This window comes from Paenibacillus sp. FSL H7-0940 (assembly GCF_037979415.1).
Taxonomy (GTDB): domain Bacteria; phylum Bacillota; class Bacilli; order Paenibacillales; family Paenibacillaceae; genus Paenibacillus; species Paenibacillus amylolyticus.
This window is the reverse complement of the sequence record NZ_CP150280.1, coordinates 6,662,079-6,683,283: the sequence shown is the minus strand read 5'-3', so window position 1 is coordinate 6,683,283 and position 21,205 is coordinate 6,662,079. Positions and strand designations below refer to the sequence as shown.

17 protein-coding genes are annotated in these 21,205 nt (G+C 45.8%); 4 read left to right on the top strand and 13 right to left on the bottom strand.

The window, feature by feature from the left end:
- Positions 1–18 precede the first annotated feature (18 nt).
- From MHB71_RS29295 to MHB71_RS29265, 7 genes are all read right to left on the bottom strand, one after another.
- Positions 19–846 carry a carbohydrate ABC transporter permease gene (locus tag MHB71_RS29295; protein ID WP_036607075.1) on the bottom strand — a complete coding sequence of 276 codons (828 nt, stop codon included), beginning with the start codon at positions 844–846 and terminating at the stop codon, positions 19–21.
- Positions 846–1,730, bottom strand: coding sequence for a sugar ABC transporter permease (locus MHB71_RS29290; protein WP_340028319.1), 885 nt, complete (start codon positions 1,728–1,730; stop codon positions 846–848). Before MHB71_RS29290 ends, MHB71_RS29295 begins: the two co-directional genes overlap by 1 nt.
- Positions 1,731–1,877: 147 nt before the next feature.
- The gene (locus MHB71_RS29285; protein WP_340028318.1) at positions 1,878–3,203 is read right to left on the bottom strand and encodes an ABC transporter substrate-binding protein; all 1,326 of its coding nucleotides are present in this window, start codon (positions 3,201–3,203) and stop codon (positions 1,878–1,880) included.
- Positions 3,204–3,364: 161 nt separating this feature from the next.
- Positions 3,365–4,345: a LacI family DNA-binding transcriptional regulator gene (locus MHB71_RS29280; RefSeq protein ID WP_340028317.1), complete on the bottom strand. Its 981-nt coding sequence runs from the start codon at positions 4,343–4,345 to the stop codon at positions 3,365–3,367.
- Positions 4,346–4,437: 92 nt separating this feature from the next.
- Entirely contained in the window at positions 4,438–4,881 is a 444-nt protein-coding gene (locus tag MHB71_RS29275; protein WP_036668090.1) for a FixH family protein, read from the bottom strand.
- Between the two features lie 19 nt (positions 4,882–4,900).
- Positions 4,901–5,350 (bottom strand): disulfide oxidoreductase, encoded by a 450-nt coding sequence (locus tag MHB71_RS29270; RefSeq protein ID WP_047841622.1) that lies wholly within the window; start codon positions 5,348–5,350, stop codon positions 4,901–4,903.
- A 189-nt stretch (positions 5,351–5,539) separates the two neighbouring features.
- Entirely contained in the window at positions 5,540–7,168 is a 1,629-nt protein-coding gene (locus MHB71_RS29265; RefSeq protein ID WP_327196760.1) for a copper amine oxidase N-terminal domain-containing protein, read from the bottom strand.
- 330 nt (positions 7,169–7,498) lie between these two features.
- Between MHB71_RS29265 and MHB71_RS29260 the strand changes: the two genes are divergently transcribed.
- Together MHB71_RS29260 and MHB71_RS29255 are read left to right on the top strand one after the other, a co-directional pair.
- On the top strand, positions 7,499–7,705 hold the full coding sequence (locus MHB71_RS29260) for a hypothetical protein (RefSeq protein WP_017692174.1): 207 nt from the start codon (positions 7,499–7,501) through the stop codon (positions 7,703–7,705).
- A 201-nt stretch (positions 7,706–7,906) separates the two neighbouring features.
- Positions 7,907–9,010, top strand: a complete 1,104-nt coding sequence (locus MHB71_RS29255; RefSeq protein ID WP_340028316.1) for a hypothetical protein — start codon at positions 7,907–7,909, stop codon at positions 9,008–9,010.
- A gap of 74 nt (positions 9,011–9,084) precedes the next feature.
- Here the strand turns inward: MHB71_RS29255 and MHB71_RS29250 are convergent, their stop codons facing one another.
- The 3 genes from MHB71_RS29250 to MHB71_RS29240 form a co-directional block, all read right to left on the bottom strand.
- Positions 9,085–11,043: a hypothetical protein gene (locus tag MHB71_RS29250; protein ID WP_340028315.1), complete on the bottom strand. Its 1,959-nt coding sequence runs from the start codon at positions 11,041–11,043 to the stop codon at positions 9,085–9,087.
- Between the two features lie 222 nt (positions 11,044–11,265).
- On the bottom strand, positions 11,266–12,318 hold the full coding sequence (locus MHB71_RS29245; protein ID WP_340028314.1) for a hypothetical protein: 1,053 nt from the start codon (positions 12,316–12,318) through the stop codon (positions 11,266–11,268).
- 90 nt (positions 12,319–12,408) lie between these two features.
- Positions 12,409–14,136, bottom strand: a complete 1,728-nt coding sequence (locus MHB71_RS29240; RefSeq protein WP_340028313.1) for a DUF6138 family protein — start codon at positions 14,134–14,136, stop codon at positions 12,409–12,411.
- Between the two features lie 298 nt (positions 14,137–14,434).
- Between MHB71_RS29240 and MHB71_RS29235 the strand changes: the two genes are divergently transcribed.
- On the top strand, positions 14,435–14,677 hold the full coding sequence (locus tag MHB71_RS29235) for a hypothetical protein (RefSeq protein WP_036606815.1): 243 nt from the start codon (positions 14,435–14,437) through the stop codon (positions 14,675–14,677).
- 123 nt (positions 14,678–14,800) lie between these two features.
- Here the strand turns inward: MHB71_RS29235 and MHB71_RS29230 are convergent, their stop codons facing one another.
- From MHB71_RS29230 to MHB71_RS29220, 3 genes are all read right to left on the bottom strand, one after another.
- Positions 14,801–16,453 carry an extracellular solute-binding protein gene (locus tag MHB71_RS29230; protein ID WP_340028312.1) on the bottom strand — a complete coding sequence of 551 codons (1,653 nt, stop codon included), beginning with the start codon at positions 16,451–16,453 and terminating at the stop codon, positions 14,801–14,803.
- A 120-nt stretch (positions 16,454–16,573) separates the two neighbouring features.
- Positions 16,574–18,166: a response regulator gene (locus MHB71_RS29225; RefSeq protein ID WP_340028311.1), complete on the bottom strand. Its 1,593-nt coding sequence runs from the start codon at positions 18,164–18,166 to the stop codon at positions 16,574–16,576.
- On the bottom strand, positions 18,141–19,901 hold the full coding sequence (locus MHB71_RS29220; protein WP_340028310.1) for a histidine kinase: 1,761 nt from the start codon (positions 19,899–19,901) through the stop codon (positions 18,141–18,143). Before MHB71_RS29220 ends, MHB71_RS29225 begins: the two co-directional genes overlap by 26 nt.
- 319 nt (positions 19,902–20,220) lie before the next feature.
- Between MHB71_RS29220 and MHB71_RS29215 the strand changes: the two genes are divergently transcribed.
- The gene (locus MHB71_RS29215; protein WP_036668173.1) at positions 20,221–21,141 is read left to right on the top strand and encodes an ABC transporter permease subunit; all 921 of its coding nucleotides are present in this window, start codon (positions 20,221–20,223) and stop codon (positions 21,139–21,141) included.
- Positions 21,142–21,205 lie beyond the last annotated feature (64 nt).

The following is a 21,205-nucleotide window of genomic DNA, read 5'->3' as shown; positions in this document are numbered from 1 at the left end:
TATATCACCCGACTGAACTTATTTGATTGCCCCTTGCATGACCCCCTGAATAATGTACTTCTGCGCAAACAGATAAACGATCAGGACAGGTAGCAGGGTCAACACCAGACCAGCCATCAATGGACCGTAATCCACTGTATATGTCCCATAAAAATAAAACGTGGACAACGGCAGCGTACGCTGCTCGGATGAAGTCAGTACCAGAGAAGGCAGCAAAAAATCATTCCATATCCACAATACATTCAGCACGCTAATCGTTACGGTTGTTGGCAGTAACACTGGCAGTACGATACGGAAAAAGGTCTGCACTCTGCCGCAGCCATCCATTAGAGCCGCTTCTTCAAGCTCCAGGGGAATACTTTTGATAAAGCCATGGTAGATAAATACGGCGAGCGGACTGCCAAAGCCAATATACATGTAGATCAGCGACCACTTGTTATCCAGCAGGCTGAGCGAGCCGTATATTTTAACCAATGGAATCATAATGGCCTGGAACGGAATAATCATCGCAGCTACCATCAGGAAAAAGAGATACTGATTCACCTTGCTTTTGTGACGAACAAAGTAATGGGCTGTCATCGCCGCAAAAAGAGCAATCAGTAATACACCTGCAATGGTAATGAGCAACGAATTGCTGAATGCGGATACATATCCCATTTTGTCAAACGCATTGACGTAATTATCGAATTGAAAGGAGCTTGGCAAGCCCAGCGGATCAGAGGTAATGGCCTGGTTAGCCTTGAACGAATTGACGATTAGAAGCACAAACGGAAATACAAATAAAATCATCACAATGATTAATGCAATAAACTTCATCCAGTTGAGAATGCGCGATTGTCCAGCCATCATGCCTCGACCTCCAGTTTTTTGCTGAAATAGACCTGGAGCAATGTAATGGCGGCTACAAGGATAAACAGAACAAAGGCTTCTGCCTGACCCAATCCGTAGTCACGAGCAAGAAAGGCCTGCTCATAAACATGCATGGATACCATCTCTGTGCTCTTGAAGGGCCCGCCACTGGTCAAAGAGACGTTCAGATCATACACCATGAATCCCCGTTGCAGTGACAAAAAGATGCATACAATAAACGAAGGAACCATCAGTGGCAATACAATGCGCGCCAGCATTTTGCGATTACTTGCCCCATCAATGCTGGCTGCCTCCATAACATCCTTTGGCACATTCATCAGTCCTGCAATGTAGATAACCATCATATAACCGGCATACTGCCAAACGGTCACCACAACGAGAGCCCAGAACGCTTTATCCGGATCAGCCAACCAAGAGGTGGAGAACAGCGTGAGATTCATTTTTTGTCCTGCAAAGACGAGTACCTGATTAAAAATAAACTGCCAGATGAAACCAAGCACGATTCCGCCCACCAGATTTGGCAGGAAAAATCCAGCCCGAAACCAGCCCTGTGCCTTCATTCCCCGAGTTACAACGTAAGCGAGCAGGAAGGCAACCGCATTGGTCAGCACAACGGTAATAAATACGTACTCCAGCGTCATCCCAAATGATTTCCAGAACACGGTGTCCTTGAACACACCGATGTAATTATCCCAGCCAACAAAGTTTTGATCGACGGCAATGCCATCCCAGTTCGTAAACGTCAAATAAATACCATACAAAAATGGAATAATCATCACCGTAGCAAACGCAAATAATGTCGGGCCAGTAAAGATCAGGCGGGTGCGCAGACGTGTCCATAATCCTTTTTCGGTCAGCATTGTCAACCTCCACTCTATCCAAATGATTAGCCTGGCGGTTATACCGGAAACAAGTCGAACAGACCTCGTGTGGAAGCTGTATGTTCACCATCTCCGGCGTACCGCAAGTCTCTCTCTATGTGCTGCACAGGGCTATGATTAATTCCTTTATTTCACGTTGCTCCAGTATGCCTGAATTTCACTGGCAAGTCCGGTACGGTCAATGACGTCAGCCAAATATTTCTGCATGGATGCACCCAGTTTGGACCAGTGATCCGCAGGAAGTGTGCTCATTGATTCCTCGATTTTGCCTGCCTTGATGTATTCACTAATGGATTTGCCAAGTGGATCGGTTGGCTCCAATGTAATGTTGCTGAATGCCGGAATAATACTGGCTTGATTCACCAGGAAATCCTGACCTTTTTCGTTATAAACGATCCAGTCCAAAAATTTCTTCGCTGCTTCCTGCTGCGCTGGTGTGCTCTTTTCCTTATCCAGCAATATGCGTTTGGATACAGCAGCAGAGATTTGCGTATTACCGAAATCATCCGGATTATTGCTCACAGGTACCGGGAGGAAGCCATATTTTCCATCTGCTGTATCAAAGCTTGAAATTTGTGGCCATGCCCAGTTGCCCTGGAACCAGATGCCAACCTCACCCTTGCCAAGCACCTCCGGTCCACGCTCATAGGTTCCGGACAGTGGAGAAGCCTTGTCAATATTGTAGGTTTTCATCAGGTCAAATGTATCTAACAAGCCATTAAACACGGCATTGGATGCAAGGTCCACTTGACCTGCCTTCAGATCAGTAATGAATTGATCCACCTTCGCACGGTCCGGCGACTGCCCACCATATGCAAGCCCCAGATAATGCGCACCAAGCGACCAGTCCATCGGAGATACAATCAAAGGTGATTTTCCAGTAGCGGCGATCTTTTGGAACAACTCATCAAGCTGTACAGTGGTCTGTACAGACTTTGGATCGAATGTCCCACCTACCGCCTGATCCAAAACATTCTGGTTATAGATGAATCCATATCCTTCAATAGAGAACGGGAAGGCATAATTTTTGCCATCAAACGTTGTAGCCGCTGTGCTATTCTCCACAGCATCCTTCATCCAAGACTCGGATGTGAGGTCCAGAACACGATCTTTGAATTTCTCGACATCCCCTGTATCCAGCATCATCATCGTTGTAGGGCTGCCAGAGGCATACAAAGCAGACGCTTTTTCAAACGGAGACTGTCCACTGCCTACAGGTACAATTTCAAGTGTTATATTTTGATTTTCGGCATGAAAGTCTTTAGCTGCTTGTTCCAACTGACTGTTAATTTCCGACTTGGAATTAAGCAAGGTGATTTTGACACTCTCACTGCTGCTACCCTCTGAGGAGGAGTTGGACTCCGTCGCTGCTTTACTTCCACATGCCGACAATACAAGCATCATAATCAATGACAATACCGATAATTTCATCCATCTCTGTTCTCTTTTCATCTTGTTATGGCCCCCGATCAATAGTTTAAAAGGAAACGCTTACAAATCGAATTATAATGTCAAAGGTTTGACATGTCAATCGTTTGACATACCATTCAAAAAAATTTTTCTCGACTTCATTTCTTCGTGGCAAAAGGACGAATAGGAAAAAACGACCTGTATCAGGTCGTCTCTCTCTCCACGATGGTAACTGGCAAAATATGCTCCATTCCGATCTTCTCTTCCGCGAGCTGGCGCCGAATCAGATCAATCGCCAGCTTAGCCATGGCCTCCACCGGCTGCCTGATCGTTGTAATGCCAGGCACCGTATACGCTGCCGCACGACTGTCATCATAACCTATAATAGCAATATCGTCGGGTACCTTGCGCCCACCTAACACGATCTGCTTCAGCGCATGCACCGCCATCAGATCACTCGTTACAAAGAGCCCATCCACCTCGGGGTGTTGTGCAAGCAGCTTATCCACCAATTTCGTATACTGATGCTGATCAAACACATTCAGATCGGTTTCATGAATCATGACCGGTTTGACTCCATGAGCCTGCAATGTATCAACGAAACCTGTCGTCCGGCGATTGGACAGCATTTGCAATTCCAAATTACCGCAGATATGTGCCAAATGTCGTCTGTTCTTCGAGAGCAGCAATTCAGCAGCCATAACCCCTCCCTGATAGTTATCAGATGAGATAAACGGGATGTCTTCACCGATCTTACGATCAAAGGTCACGATTGGGGAATGCAGATTCATATACTCATCAACTTCCAGTGTATGACTTCCCATAATAATGCCATCCACGCGATTACCCTTGAGCATTTCCACATATTCACGCTCTTTGGAAGGGTCCATGTGGGAATTGCATAACATAATTTTAAATCCATTCTGGTAAGCATGATACTCAACATAGCTAGCCAGTTCTCCAAAAAACGGATGGGATACATCGGGGATAATCAAGCCTATCACATTGGATTGCTTACGCAGAAGAGAACGGGCAATTTCATTGGGTCGATAGTTCAGTTCGTCCATGGTTTGATACACTTTGTCCCGAGTCTTCTGACTTATATATCCCCGGTTGTTTAATACACGCGAGACGGTAGTTACAGAAACTCCTGCCCTGAGTGCAACATCATGAATAGTTGCCATAACAGCCTCTTTTCCTACAACATTCTTCATACCTTTAACATTATAAACCTATTGTTAAACCTGAACCAAAGCCTTGGTACCCGCCTGCTGCTTCATTCCGCTACAATTCTCGCTCTCGGCATGCTATGCATAGCTCCGTGCGTAACATGGACCTGTACCACATACGTACCTGGTTCTTCAAAGGTATGCTGGATTTCATAATGCCCTTCCTCTGCCTCCTTGGCAGTTATAGCCCCCTGATTCTCCAGTTCGTCCGCTGTCATCATACCTTGTTCCGGAGATACAGAAGGCGGATCATCAAGCTCATTCCAGATCTGGAATTGCACATGGTCAGCATGACTTAACGGTGCATCTCCCTGTGTAAGCTTCACCTGCAACCGTGTTGGTTCATGAAGAGAAGCTTTCTCTGGAACGTCAAGTTTCACTTTGATCATCTCCGGCATCTCGCCCGATTGTGACTGTTCTTCATAAGAGCATCCCACCGTCAGGAGGAGCAGAATAACGAAGGGCATGAACCACCGAGCTTGTCCGCTCATCACCATCTATCCTTTCTTATTAAGAAGATTTTGGTGTTTTGCCGATACCCCACAGCATCACGATGATGATAATAAAGGCGATCAGTGCCAGTAATGGAATTGTGATGAAACCAAACCAGTTCAAATAGTCGGTATAACATGGAACCTTACCGCACGCGACGGCATTACCTGTAGCCGAAAAAATACGCTGGATCGTTACATGATATAACGAAATGCCGCCACCGACGAAACTCAGTGGGAGTACGTATTTCGTGATGCCCACGTCATCCTTAAAGTAAGCAATGCCCAGCAAAATCGTTAGTGGATACATGAATATGCGCTGGTACCAGCACAGATCACATGGAAGAAAGCCCTTGATCTCACTGAAATAGAGACTCCCCCCTGTTGCGATAACGGAAACGGCCCAAGCGACAAATAACCGGGTATCCACATTTCTCGCTGGGCGCTCCGATTTTGATGATGTACTCATTCCTCTGTCCCCCTCTTCATTTTGCTTATACCAAATTATCATACATCATTCTAGACTCCATCGGCTATTCAAGCTGTTATGTAGGTCATTACTCGATGATTATACCAAATATTTGAACTTTTGGGTGAATACAAAAAAGCTGCCGTATGGGGCAGCTCTTTTTGTTTGATTCGTATATAAAACGTTGGATTACATCGATTTAGTCAGCGTAATGGAACCATCTTTTTGTGCCCATTTCACGTCCCAGTTCAGAAGTTCAGCAATGAAGCGCAGAGGAACTTGCGTACGTCCATCTTTGTTTACAAATACAGTTGCACCCACATTTTTCTTCACGCCGTTTACTTCCATAACGTTGTTGTTCACCCAGAATTCAAGGGTATCATCGCCAGCCATCACCGTTACTTGTTGTGCTTTTTTGTCCCATTTCACCGTTGCGCCAATACCTTCACTCAGGAAACGCAATGGAATGTATGTTGTGTTTTTCCAAAGCACTGGTGTGGTATCCATGTTGGTTGTTTTATCGTTAATTTTCAGCATTTTACTGTTCAGTTGCATCCACACCGTTGTCATATCTGGCGCTGGTGCTGGTGTTGCTGGCTCTTGGAATTTGTCATTGAATTGAGTCACGATGGCGTTACCCAGGGCTTGACCTACACCAAACATCACTTTGAAGCCTTCACGATTCGTTGTGTAAGAAGCATCATAGTTACCTGTTGCATATTGATTCAATACGTTTTGTACTTGATTTTCATGCGTTGTCAGCGCTTGTTGTCCTGCTGCTTTTGGCAGATTGCCAGCTGTTGCTGAATCCAGGAATGTAGCAAATTCTGTTGTAAATCCATCAATACGTTTCTCTACTGCTGCACGAGCCGCAGCATCGTTGTTTTTAACAGCTTTTACATAGTCGCTTTGTGCGTTAACGTGGTTCGTTACCCAAATTTTCTCGAAAGCATTGGCACCATCGTTACCATAAACGGAAGCAATCGCTGCTTTGAAGTCAGCTGTGTTTCCAGCTTCAGCTGTAACCAGTGCGTTGGAAGCTGCTGTGCGTCCATCGAATTCCTCTTGCATTTGCAGAGCCGAAAGTGCAAAGTGTTCGGAAGCCAAGTGGTTGAGTGCAGATCTCAGATCAGCTGCTTTTGTATCCGCTTTGGTATTTTCGAATTTCTCAGGCATTTGTGTCGTAATTGCTGTGGAGAGTGCCTTACTTACGTCGAACATTTCCTTGAAACCTTCACGGTAAGCCTTGTATGCATCAGCGTAATCTCCAGCTACATACTCATCAAATACTTTTTGCACGAGATCTTCATGTACTTTCAGCGCCTGTTTGGCTGCTGCTTTTGGCAACTTGCCTTCGGTAGCTGTGCTCAGGAATGTGGAGAACTCATCCACGAAACCGTTGATGTTTGCCTGTGCTTGTTTGATTCCAGCCTGGTTGCCCATTTTGGTTGCTTTCACCAGATCATCTGTGTATTTGTTATGAGCGCGGAAGATGCGTTCGAATTCTTTGGCACCTGCGTCACCGTATAGGGAAGCAATTGCTGGTTGCATATCCAGTGCATTCTGGTCGAGTGCTTTGTAGGCTGCATCTGCATCTTTTGCTCCGTCATATGCTTTGGCCATTGCCGTTACTGCGAGTGCAAAGTGCTCGGACAACAGGTGGTCCAGGTTTGCTCTCAGGTCAGCCGCAGGTGTGTTCACGGATGCTTTCATCATGGTCATTGGTGTCTGTGGTGCGGCAGCTGCTCCAGCGATCCCCGGCATCAACAGTGTCAAGCTAAGTACAGGTGCGATAAACTTCTTCATTTTCATTTTCATTACGTGTTCACTCCTCGATTATGTTGTGTGTATAATTTCTTTCCTCGTCGTCGTCTTCATAGGGTGTAACGCAGGGTTCTCTATTCTGGATCACTCTGTGGACAAAAAAAATTCACAGCCTTCAGTGAAGAAAGGTGCGAACGCCTGTTGTATCAAGGTTTTTTTGAATTAAAAAAATATAAAATTGTAGTGATCTTTCCGATTCAAGACCACATACATACTGTAATATAGATACTTCATTTTCCTTTATTTCTCAACTAAAGCTTACATCAAAGGTTATCCTGAAGTACAATAAGGACATATCATATTATTCGCGAAGGAGGTCCATTCATGACCTGGTTGCCTTATGTTTTAATTGTGGGTATTGCCTTGTTTGGAGGTATTGCTACCATGATCATCGGAAATTCCAAAGCCAATCAGACCAGCAACCCCGAATATGATCGCCGCACAAAGCAAAACCTTAGCAAACTTTCCTATGTATACGTTGGTGCGATTGTACTTGGTTTTGGCGGACTAATCCTCTATCTTTTTAACTAAAATGTTTCGATTCGGCAAAGAATACGTTCAACACACCAAGCAGCTTCCGTTTTCGTTCTACATTCTCCGTTTATATACACATGTTTACAAGTTGGAGATAATTCAGAATTATTCTGGATATGTTCGGGGTTTAATATAAAGCCATAAGGGACAGCGAGCCCATTAAACAAACCAAACCCCAACTTGAAGGAGAGATATAGGATGAAAAAAAACATGAAGAAATCCGTAGCAACGATGATGGTACTGGGCATGACTTTAACAGGAGCAACGGGTGTATTCGCCGGAACACAGCTGGAGAAAATCTCCGCATATCTTAACCATGGAATTAGCTTCAATGTCGATGGCGCGACTTACTCACCAACGGATGGCAATGGCAACAAACTTGCGCCAATTACTTATAACAACTCTACTTATCTGCCTGTACGTGCGCTTGCCGATGCACTGCATGTACCCGTATCCTATGACGGCAAAAAAGGACAGGTCATTATCGGCCAAGCAACAAGCAATCCATCAGCTTTGACAAATGTAACGTATAGCGCAGCACAAAAAGAGGCGATTCAAAAAGCTTTTGCACAATTCGATGGGTTCGAGACCGCTTATGCCCCTCAGCAGATGATCGCAGGTGACACGTTCAAAAGTGTAGGTGCGGGTGGCGACGGCGTCAGTTTTGTTTTCAACCATATGAAAGTGGATGTGTCTCCAAGAGATTATTCGGACGGTTATACGAGCAAAGACGTGAAACTGTCCAATGGCGTGATCGCCAAATGGTACACACCAGATCAAACGGGCATGCTCACATTCCAACTGGATGATCGCTACGTTACGCTTAGCTCCCCGGATCATAAGCTGAGCCAAGCTCAGTTGCAACAAGTCGCTGTCTCTGTTCAGAAAGCCAACAGCAACAATGAAGGGATCACTGCATTTGCAGATGTGAACTATAGCAAACAACAATTGGATAACATTCGCAAAGCATTTGCGAAGTTTGACGGGTTCACAACAGCCTATGCCCCACAACATATGGTTGCTGGAGATACGTTCAAAAGCGTAGGTGCGGGTGGTGATGGTGTAAACTTTGTTTTTAATCGTATGAATGTAACGGTATCCCCTAAAGATTACTCGTTCAGCTATGATGGCAATACGGTAAAACTGCCTAATGGCGTATCAGCCAAATGGTATACACCAGACCAAACGGATATGCTCACATTCAAGCTGGATGATCGTTATGTAACACTCAGCTCGCCGAATAACCAATTGACTCACACTCAACTGGAGCAAATGGCAGTATCCGTACAAAAAGTGAAATAAACAAAAATAAACACACATCATTTCGGTCCCGCTCTATGAGCTGGGGCTGATTTGATGTGTGTTTTTTTGAATCTTTAGAATTTATTTTTATCAAATGGTTCTGGAAGCTTTAAGGAGTACACCATCGTTGATTTTCCTTCTTTCACGGGAACAATCACGTTAAGCACACCATCTTGTAACATGTTTTCTGGAATCTTGGCTGTGCTAAATCCCCACTTCCTCTCAGGTATGTCCGTTAAAGATACTTTCCCGAGCACCGAAGTGTAGTCTGGATTGATGAACAGCAACTCTGTAATTGAATCTTTAGAGGAGGAAATGGTCAATGTTCGATCAAAATTCAGCACCACACCATCAATTCGGTCTGGCACAGCTGATTCCATCGGCCTTGTATTTACCGGATCTAATTGGTAACTGTCCCCTACCCGATCCATCCATCGTGCTCTTGCATGAAAAGGAAGAATTTTGGAATCCATGGCTAGATCAGTTCCCTTTTCTTCATCGCTCATGCTTAATTGTTTGTTGTAACCAGTTGCTTTTGTTTCCGACACTTTGAGCCCCAAGTCCTTACTCCACTGACCTAAAGGAATAAAGGTCTGATTGTATAGCGTCAACAATTGTTTTGAAGGTTTATTCACACTGGAAGAACGCTGACCACGAGTGAAGGTGAGCCGATCCTTCCCGAGATTATATTGAATATGAAATGCTTTAGTGAATTCTTCTAAAGGAACATAATGCTGACCTTCCATATAGAAGGTGGGCTGCCCTTTATACTCCAATACACCCTGATCAGACTTAATAGCTACAGGTTCCATCGGGAAAAACACATTAGAGAACTGAAAAGAATTCCAATATTTTTTCCAGTCACTGTACGTACTATAATTCAATTTAAGATGTTTATTTTCTGAAATAACATATAAGGATGGCGGATAAGAGCCCGGGTTGGAAAAGTACTGTTCAATAATATACTCATCCTCAGTAATCCACTGGATACTTTCGGTACGAGCGCGATAAGGAGAATCATAGGAACGAATCCGTTTAAGGGTCTTCAAATCATAGACTTGTACCTTGGACGACTCCATTTTACTATCCAGACCGTTCTCTGTGACCAGAACCAATGTTTTTCTTTCGGGTGAGATAAATGATTGCACATAGCCCACTCGCTCTTTAATCAGTGTAGTTTTTTTGCCATTTTTGGTTACAACCACAGTCCAGTCTGATTTCCGATCCCTCGTGTTGCCTTGAGAAACATTTAGATGAACATCTGCACTTACCTGAAAAGCTTTAGTAGACAAGCCCGTCTTCTGGTCGGGCTTCATCCACAAGTCGCTTACTTTGGCCTTCTTCCCCTTTATACCGCCATATTCAAGGTAGTGACAATCTAAAGTATCTGTGCAATAAACCCCAAAATTACGGGTTTGTGGAATCGGTGATACCACATATTTGGTATCTGTAAAATCCCTTTCCAGCAAAAGCTTTCCGCGAGTGTATACTTTTTTTCCTGTGACCATGGAATAGTAGTTGGATTTAGGTGCGTTTTTCTCATAGATCGTATAATATATTCCGATTTGAGGTTCCAAGTGGATACGGTTTTCGCCCTCATGGACCTTGCGAAGTGTGTTCGAGCTATAGTCATACTCGTACAAAACGTAATAATGCTGCTTATCATCCGTGGCATAATAAGTTATGTATCCTTTTAACCCTGCTGGTGTGTCACTAACAATAGGATCATAATGATGGGAAGTTGTCGTCAGACCAGTATGTATCCGAGGAAGAATAGCTGGATCGGTAAAATGGTGCTCATTTTCTTTGATTTCACCAGTATCAAAACTTGTTCGAAGCGTAGTCACGGCCACCTCCGTTCCTCTGACTGCAAAACGAATGTTGTGTTGCACACGATCTTTGGATGAAATGGATCGCTCTGCGTTCTGTGTGGTTTGAACTATTGAAGTGGACGCTGAGACTGTGAATTGCGACATGCTGAGTATAAAAATTGAAACTAAACTGACGATGAGCCATTTGGATATTCTGGACATACTTAACTCCTTCTCTGTGTAATGGATTTGGTTGAGACTCGTTAAGTATAGAACTTTTGATCTAAATATTCATTACTTTTTCTTCCATCTTCTGGCCCTAATGGAACATTCCAAAGGACAGCGACAGATCTATTCATTTATCTGTCAACTGCCCTTTAGAATTCACTAAATCTCTTTCTACGTATGGGATGCTACCGCTTAATAGCTGTTTCGGTTAACCCATCAAACCTTTAGTTCAGCCAAACGAATAACCCTGCGATACATCATCGCATCCATCAAATCCTCCCAGTCAAGTTCACTGGCATTAACGTCTCGATAATAGACCGCAGCAGCAGGCAAGAAACCAACCAGCGGCCCTGTACCACCACATATCAGGCTACCTCCGTCTCCGCCTTTAGGCATCACATCCCCAACCGAATCCAGTGTAAGCTCATACTTGTAGGGATCACCGGCAAATTGCACTCCGAAGAAATTTGGCAGTTCCAGATCATAAGGACAATCATCCTTTTCTTCACCCCGTGAAGAGGCCGTCTCTGCCACTCCATCCACAATTTCATCCACGCCTTCCAGACTTCCAAAGTGCTTCAATCTCATCGTATAGTCGAAGCTGTCACCCCAGGGAAATAACGTGCGACAACCGCCGCCATAGATATACTCCCATTCGTCTTCAGTCAGCAAACCAAAACCCGCCGCAGCTTCCTCCCTCACAACGTCTTCCAACTCTATTCCTTCGTTGAACCACAGAATTCGGACTTCATTCTCACTTTGGCGAATCAGACGGAATTGTTGATGCAATTCATATTCACGTATTTCCGACTGCTTAAACTGCTCCAGTGCTGACGGGAAATCAGAATTTTCCTGTGCAAATGCTTCCTCCTTGGACACTTCAATCCAGCCAAGTGAGATCAGTTCGCATTCAACAAGCATCGGCGCAATGTTGACCATTCTTACAGGTGACATCTGACTCGCCAGAAACGAATCCACGTCCTCCACACCATACTCACTGACCGTTTCATGCAGGTCGGCTGAGGTCTCTTCGTTCATACCATGCTGCCAACGATCCCAGCCGAGTGTTACTTGATCCCCAGGGACAAACACAAATCTCAGCCCATCCTCCGTAAATACACCTGTCTCCATCCGCTGACCAAATCGTTCAAATGTCTCGAGGCCCTCATATACCATACCATCTGGTAACTGACGAACAAGCTTACGCATCCAAGCCTCTTTGTCCTGAGCATTCAACGCCTGCCACATGTCTCGTCTCAATGCCTCCACAACTTCCCCCACCTTTCCTTATGCACTTTCACTTCTCTAAAATGTTTTACTGGCTGGCACAGCACAATCTTACTTGTGTTGTTTACATTTTCACTTCCCTGCAGCCTGCAACAGTTCCAGCAATAATTCCTTCCGTCTCCCCTCGGCCTTGCGAGCAAGCGTTGAGAGCTTCTCCACTTTGCCAAAGATCAGATAGAGTACACGTTCCGCTTCATAATACTCAAGTTTTTGAATCTGTCTAACCAGCAGTTCGAGTATTTCCTCATTCTCCAGTTCGGGCTGAATCTTCAGCTTCAGACTATCGGTCGAACGACGCAAGCTGGCGACTAACGCAGGTATGGATTGAGCCGTGACACCCTGTTGTTCTACAAATGCCGCAATGAACTTATCCTGAATCAACTGATGCTCATCATCCACTTCACCCATGTAATATTCAACCAACGGGAAATACTGCTCATCCACAAGCCCCAGTCCAAAGGTTGCATAACTGCCCGGCATACAGCTTTTCTCTCCCTCGGTATCCTCATAAAACTCAAACTCCTGGATAGCCTCACGCGCATACTCTTCCAGAAGTGGATGCAATTCCGGGTACTCCAGTGCATTGGCAAAGAATCGGTGGGTATCCGACTTCGCAAGTCCTTTGATCGGCAAATACTGCTTTACGCTGGACTTGAGCTTGATCTTATAACTTTTCGGAAAGCCCTGTTTCAATAAATGAGTGACAAAGGTAAGTGCCTGTTGATAGGCACCCGGCTCTTCCTTACGAATGTGAATGGTCATCAGAGCAAATACATCATTTGCTTTGCATTCTACTTCTTCCGTTTTCACATGAATATCGTCCTTCGCATACGTTCCGCTGCCTTCTGTCATCATACGTGCCGCACGTTTGCTACCGAGTTGCTTAGCGAGTTCCAGAAAAGTCACACCTTTGGGTTTACTATAACTCGGCTCAAAACGTAGAATCATGACCGCCGCGTATAATAGCAGATCGATTGGTTGAGTTTCGGATGTTTGCGCCTTCCCAGTCTCGTTCAAATGTTGGCCTGCCTGTGTCTCAACGTTCGACTCCAGCGTTGCTCCAGGTTTTAGTGAATATTCATTGGTACGATAAGGCGAAGACTGAACATCATAATACTGTGGCAAAAACTGATTCTCCGCCCATGCCGTCACCGCACGAGTTATCTCACCACGATGTTCTGCAAGTGCCTCCTGACGCCCCTGATTCAACTCTTGTATCCGGTCATACTGCCCGATGGTCCATGCTACATCCAACTCCGGGAACAGCTTTGGATCGAGCAGATGACTCGTCAAAAAGAAGGATTCCAATGGCTTCGTTGGATATGTACTGTTCTCCAGATTCTTGTCTACATAGGTATGAATACGATCAAGGAGCAGCTTTCTTTTCTCTTCGTTGATCCATTCCAATAAAGTCAGTTGCAGCTTACCTTCGGTTGTTGGGAATTTCCCTCGCAAGGTGAAGCGGTAGTCAATCAACGGAGTATCTGCCAGCTTGTCCAATCTTTCCTGAACAACCTCAACAAGCTTAGGCCCGATCTCGTTCCGTACCTGTTCCTCGGTAAAGGCTCCTGCCTGCTTTGATTTCACATCATCATCATCATCATCATCCAAACCCAGATCCAGGCTGTCTACCGTGGTCCGTCCAGGTCTGTAATCCAGCACAATATCATTAAAAATACCCATTTGCAGTGTAGTTCGCTTCACAACACTTTCCAAGTCATCCCGCTTTTCCTGTTCATCAAACCATTCATTGATCGTCGTCATCATCTCTTCCATCGCCTGATCATAAAGTGTACTCATCTAATCTCCTGCCTTCCCATGCATCTTATGATGTTCATCAACCACACTTGAACCTCTATGAATCCCGGATTAATCCGGGGCATCTATGTTATAAATACGTATTGATGTTCGTATATTACCTATTATTTTACTCTCTCAAGTACACCCGGAACAATAAGGCTTATGCACGGTTGTTTGCTGGTCAAAGAGATCTACGGATTCCTTTTTTTTCAAATTTATGTACGCTCTCGGCATGCCCTCGCTATCATCATCCCCACGTTGTATAATCATTGTATTCCTTTTCAGGAGGTCTGACGAAATGAGCTACAGCAAATACTTCCCCTTGGAAAACTATTTGAATCAAGTTTCAATCACCCTTACATATGCAGAGCTTGAGGAGATTCTCGGATTTACGTTACCCCCTACAGCGTATAATCGCGAACAATGGTGGGTGAATAATTCCAATAATCATACACAAGCACTATCCTGGTTAAATGCCGGATGGAAGGTTGAGAATGTGATTCTAGGAAAACAAGTAACTTTTGTCCGCTGCGAGTCATAATCGATCTGTACGATATAGATTAATAGTTATAACTCCAAAGGTTCTATTTTTCCATAAATGTTATTCGAGACAAAAAAAGCAGGGTAGACTGATGAACTCATCAGTTCTCCCCTGCTTTGTAAATTAATTAACTGTCTTATACCACTCGTTCACTTCGGCGGTAATATCATCGCCGCCCATGGACTTCCACTTCGTCACAAATGCATCAAATTCCTCAATGCCTACCTGACCATAGATGATCTTGCTGAACGTATCTTTCTCCAACTTGTCGATTGCGTCCTTCTTCATTTTCATCGTCTCGGTTGGTGCCCCGGTGAACTTGTTCTTGATCGCGTTATCTTTATTCGCAACGACCACCTCAGCGGCTACAAATACTTCCGGTTTGTTGGCAATCTTCGTATTTTTCTCAAAAGGAGTCTCCGGTTCCTTGCCCTTTGCAAGTTCCGCCAGCGTATCCATCATGAGATTCGGAATCCGTGCACCATCATACGTAATCGTATATTTGAGTGGTGATACGCCGTCCTTCACTTCAGCTTCACCAACGACTTTGCCATCCACGATGTCATAATCATATCCTTGTGCGAAGCCATGTTCGAACTCGCTTCCCACTTCCGGATTAGCAAAGTTGTCGAACAGATAATTTTGGTACGTGAAGAAAATCTCCGGGTTCGCCATGTCTTTGTTAATCAGTACAACGCCGTTACTTGCACCAGAACCATGCTGGTGGCTCTCACCTGTTGGTCCTGTAGGTAAAGCAATGGCCTTGTACGTGGCACCGTCCACATTTTTCTTCACATCATCAATCGGCCAGTTTGGCATCCAGTGTGGTCCCACAATAATGCCTGCTTTACCTGCGGTGAACAATTCTGCTGCCTTGATCTCGTCATAGACACCCGCTTCTTTGGGCAGGTAACCTTTGGACAACCAATCTTTCATCGTTGCAAGGCCTTCCTTCACACCTGGCTGAATGGAGCCATATTGCAGTGTTCCGTCTCCGGCATCATTCCACTGTCCAGGCATCGTGTTGTACATGCCGAAGATCCAGCCGGATTCCGTCATCCAGGTATTGAGCGCATTTTTCATGCCCACGGTCAGACCATACGTATCTTTCTTACCGTTCCCATCCGGGTCCTGATTTGTAAAAGCATCCATGACCGTAACCAGTTCATCCATGGTTTTTGGTTCTTCCAGTCCCAGCTTCTTCAGCCAGTCTTCCCGGATAAACATGACCGAATCGCCGTTGTAGGCATAATCGAAGATTGGAATGCCATAACGCTCGCCCTCATACATGTATGGATACCATTCCTCGGATGCTGATTCGGATGCCTGTTTCCATGTGTCCGAAGCGTATTTGTCAAACAACTCGCCTGCATTGGCAAATTTGCCGGACTCAATTAATTCCCGGACCAGATTGTAGTCTCCCCGAATGGAGACGATATCCGGCAGTTCTTCGTTAGCGGACAGGGACAAGCGTAATTTCGTGTAAAATGCATCATTGGTCACCGATACAGCCCATGGCGTAGTCAGATCGATGCCAAGTCGTTCCTTAGCCCATTTGGTATGCACATTGTTCTGTGCCGTTTCCCCATTCTTGAACTTCGTGTCATCATTCCAGGCCCGCAAATAACTCATCTGTACCACCGGTTCATACTTCCCATCTTGCAGAGCAAGTGGTGCAGCGGCTTCCTTCGCCGGTTCTTCCTTGGCCCCCGAACTACATGCTGTTACAGCAACCATCGTGATTGCGAGCAATGCCGTCATCATTTTTCTATACATGAACTAACCCCTCCTCAGGTAACTTGGATACCCTTATGTGCCAAATGCACCTTACATGAAAAGGATAGTGCAGCCGGGGAGGCAAACATATATCACAATTTCAATGTTCATATCGATTTGTTAACCGTTCCGAAAATCTTGCGGGGTCAGTCCATAATGTTTGCGGAACACCTGAATGAAATAAGGCGTGTTATTGTACCCCACTTCCTGACCAACTTCATAGATCTTCATCGCCGTATGCTTCAGCAAATGAACCGCACGTTCCATTCTGGAACGGATAATATAATCACTAATGCCTTCACCTGTGGATTGTTTGTACATTTTCGACAGATATACGGGGTGCAAATGCACCTCTCCGGCAATGACCTGCAATGATAGATCCTCACCCAGATGATGGTCAATCCATTGCTGCACCTGCCGAATCAGCGTTGATCCGGCATCCTGTCCCGCATCGCTTGTGCTCTCTTCCCACTGCTTCATCACACATCTGGTCCACGTTTCCAGACTACGCAGCGAGATACCATATCCATCCTTGAGCAGTTGCTGGTATTGCTCGCCAAGCACTTCGGTTAACTGCCTTCCTTCCCGATGAGCCATATAGGAGAATGCTGCCGCCAGATAATGAAAAGCCACATACACATGCTCCGGGAACACACTGTTCGACAGTTCGGCAAAGATCTGATCGATCTTGCGGTGTGCATCCTCCATGCGCCCGGCTTCCAGTAACGTCGTCAGACCCGGTGGTTCATACAGCGCTGCAAGAGACTTCAACGTGGCCCCATTGGTTCCTGCCGCCGCATTCAAATGTAATCCTTTGCCCGCCTCGGCCTGCTTGCGAAGTGCACTCACAGCTTGATGATATAGCTGCGGCACCTGATCTGGGAAACGCCCCATACGACTAACGGACAGGGAAATGGTCGCGTTCAGATACTGCCTCACACTGTGGATCAACCGCTCTCCAAGTCGGCCCATTAACATTTCTGGTTCGGCCTGAGTTTGTTTGGGACTGGCCATGAAGACCAGATCATCATAGGCGTCATCCGTATGGCAGAGATGATAGGTACTGCCGTAGATCTCTTCCACTACATTCGAGATGGCGTACTTCATCAATCGAAACGCTTTATGTGTAGGTTGATGGTCATCATACCGGATGAGCAGCAGTTGCATTTTATCCTGTGGACGGAACCCGATCTCCAGTTGCTCCAGCTTGCCTTCGAGTTCAGCATCCGCAAATTTATGCCCAAAAAGTACATCCTTCATCAGCTCCGCCCGCTTCTCGGGCAGATGTTCCCTCACGGAATACATGGCCCGCTGATGCAGCAATTGTTTCTCACCCTCCAGGCGAATCTGCACTGCGGCCTGCTGCACGGATTCGATCAGTTCTTCATCCCGAACAGGTTTGAGCAAGTAACTGACTGTCCCATGTTTGAGCGCCTGCTTCGCATAATCGAAGGATGCATGCCCCGATAAAATAATACATTTGGTCTGTTCCCACTTTTGCCTGATGTAACTGACCAGATCCAGACCGGACATACCCGGCATACGGATATCCGTGATAATAATATGGACCTGATGTGATGCCATATGTTCCAAGGCTTCTTTGACAGAATAGGCTTTGAATACCTGACCAATCCCGTGTTCTCTCCACGGTATGGAGACAGCGATCGACTCTACTGCGGAATGTTCATCATCCACGACCATCAGATTCATCATGCGGTTGTTCCTCCTCAAACCATCGAATTTCTACACTAAGTCCACCATAGGGAATCGCTCCAAAATGAAGCCCCGACGACAGCCTATATCGCGTAACGAGACGCTGGTGCACATTCCATGTGCCTGTTCCAATCTCCTCACCCATCGGTTCATTGATCTCCCGTTCCAATTCGGCAATCTCTTCCGCTGTCAGCGTGACACCATCATTGTCAACAAACAGGCTATATCTTGTATATGTCCGACCCTCAATATGTTCGGGTACCGCCATCCCCGTTACGACGACATGCCCACTGCCCTCCATCGGCTCAATGCCATGGATCACCGCATTCTCTACGATGGGTTGAATGAGCAGTCGCGGAATGTGAAGCAACATCAGTTGCTGCGGTACGGCAATCTCGTAGGTCAGCCGGTTGGTCCGCATCTGTTGAATGGACAAATAATGGTCCAGCAGCCGGATTTCTTCCTCTACTGTCGTCATATCATTCTCGCCCCGCGTAATGTAGCGATAGTAGTCTCCCAGACTTAGCGACATGGCAATAACGGCTTCACGGTTGCCGAGCTGGGTCATATTTTTGATATAAAACAGGCAATTGTACAGGAAATGCGGATTGATCTGTGATTGCAGATGTTTCAATGTTGCTTCCCGCGAGCGAATACGTTCCTCGTATACCTTCTCGATCAGTTCCTGAATCTGCTCTGCCATATGGTTGAAGCTCTGGGTGAGATACGCGAATTCATCACGAGAGTGATCGACCGGAATCCGTGTGGACAGCTGCCCTTTGCGAATCTGTTGTAGCCCTTTCATCAAGCGATGGATGGGCACCTGAACTTTTCGATACAAAAGCAGTGCGGCCCCGATACTCAGCACGAGCAGTAACAGAATGGAGGTAATAAACATATTTCGGCTCTTGTCCATTGGGGTCAGCAAATCATCCAATACCACAGGGTTCACGTATACCGCTTGCAGTTGTTTGGAGTGCACGTAACTGACCAGATATTGTTTACCGCCCACTTCCAATTGATGATTGCCTTCCCTCTCCGGCCCGTTAAAAGGCATATCACGCATGATCGCTTCGACCAATTCGGTGTCCGCCGTACGGTTCAACAACGGATCGTTACCTGGTACCAGCAAGAAGGGATCTCCGCCCTGCGTTTCTTTAAAATCATCCAACATGGCAACCACGTTCATCGGGTCAAAATTAATCTCCATCACCGTTCGCACGCCTGTATTCATCGGTTTTTCATTCCACTCGTAGTTATCCGTGAAAAAGTAGGTGAAACTCCCCTTCTCCAGCTGCCATTGGCCAGGTTGCGGGAACGTCAACATCTTCTCATCGTAGACCGTCCGGCTGGACATGGTGGATAACACAAGTTCCGCTTGTGGCAGGACAATGGTAATATCGTTCTTCCAGCGGCTGGTGGACTGGTACAACGATAATTTGTCGAGAATATCCAGATAGATGCTGTTTTTCTCATATTGGCTGGTTGAATCCGTCATGTAACGGTAGTGCAGGATACTCGGATCTCGCAACAATGTCAGACCATACAGCGAGAGCTGCTCGATATTTTTATCCACCTGGGAACTGAAATAATTGAACTGGTTCAGACTCGACTGTTGTTTCTCTTCAACGACCATGTCCACATTTGCCTGGTTCGCATACGTATAGAGCAGCAGAATGGGTACGAGCAGGCAGATTAAAAGAATGACCGTCTTCGCAAATACTGTGAATTTCATTGTTTCACCCTGTCCCTGAATTTGAAGTCGTTCTACACCGAAGTCCTATTTTATATTGAAAGCCCTTACAATTCTATATGATTTTTTATTCTCCCGTTTTCCTGTGACTTGAAATCCTCCGTTTCCATCAACAAGTTAATATTTCAACATCCGCATTGAAATGTTGTTCTATAGTCCACCCTTTTCCGTTGCTATAATTCAGTTGCTCCACTCTGTGCAGAGGTTTGCTTGCCTCATTAATGCCGGGGGTGGACGAGATAAAGGAGGGACCCTGATGGCTATCGAACAACCGTTGACAACCAATACGCCGGTGCGAAAAATGACACCCCATCCACGCAAACGTACCCGCTGGAATTTCAAACGCACGTGGCCGCTGCATCTGATGCTGCTGCCCGCTGTACTGCTCACATTACTGTTCGCCTATGTGCCCATGGGCGGCATTATTATTGCTTTTCAAGACTTCAAACCGTGGCTGGGGTTCACTGGATCCAAATGGGTGGGCTGGGATAACTTCAGGTTCATGTTCGAATATCCCGACAGCGTTCAGGTCATCTGGAACACGGTATTGATTGCTTCGATGAAAATCGTGGCCGGACTTGTGGCCCCCGTGGTGTTTGCCATTTTGCTGAATGAGGTTCGAAACTCTACGTTCAAACGTTTCTCACAGACCTTGGTGTATCTGCCCCATTTCCTGTCTTGGGTTGTCCTGGGCGGCATTCTGCTCGATATGTTATCACCGGAAGGTGGGCTGGTAAACCAGGTGTTAGCCGCGGCTGGTGTTGAACCGATCTTCTTTCTGGGAGATGGCGACTGGTTCCGTGTCACGGTGGTTGTCAGTGATGTATGGAAGGAATTTGGATTCGGTACGATTGTATTTCTGGCAGCACTTGCGGGCATTAACCCGGCATTGTACGAGGCTTCAGAGGTGGATGGGGCAACACGACTCAGACAGACATTGCACATTACACTGCCTGCACTCGTGCCGATGATTATCGTGGTAGGTACATTATCGCTGGGCAATATCCTGAATGCAGGCTTTGACCAGATCTTTAACCTGTACAATCCGCTGGTATATGAGAAAGGTGATATTATCGATACCTTTGTCTACCGGATGGGAATTCTCAATGGCAAAATGAGCTTTGCCACCGCCGTTGGACTATTCAAATCATTTGTCGCGATGTTCCTGGTCATCTCTGCATACCGGATGGCATACAAAATCGCCAATTACCGTATTTTTTAAGAGGCATTTTGCATACATCCAGACAGCGACTTTCAATCAGCAAGATATAGATCGAAATGGTTTA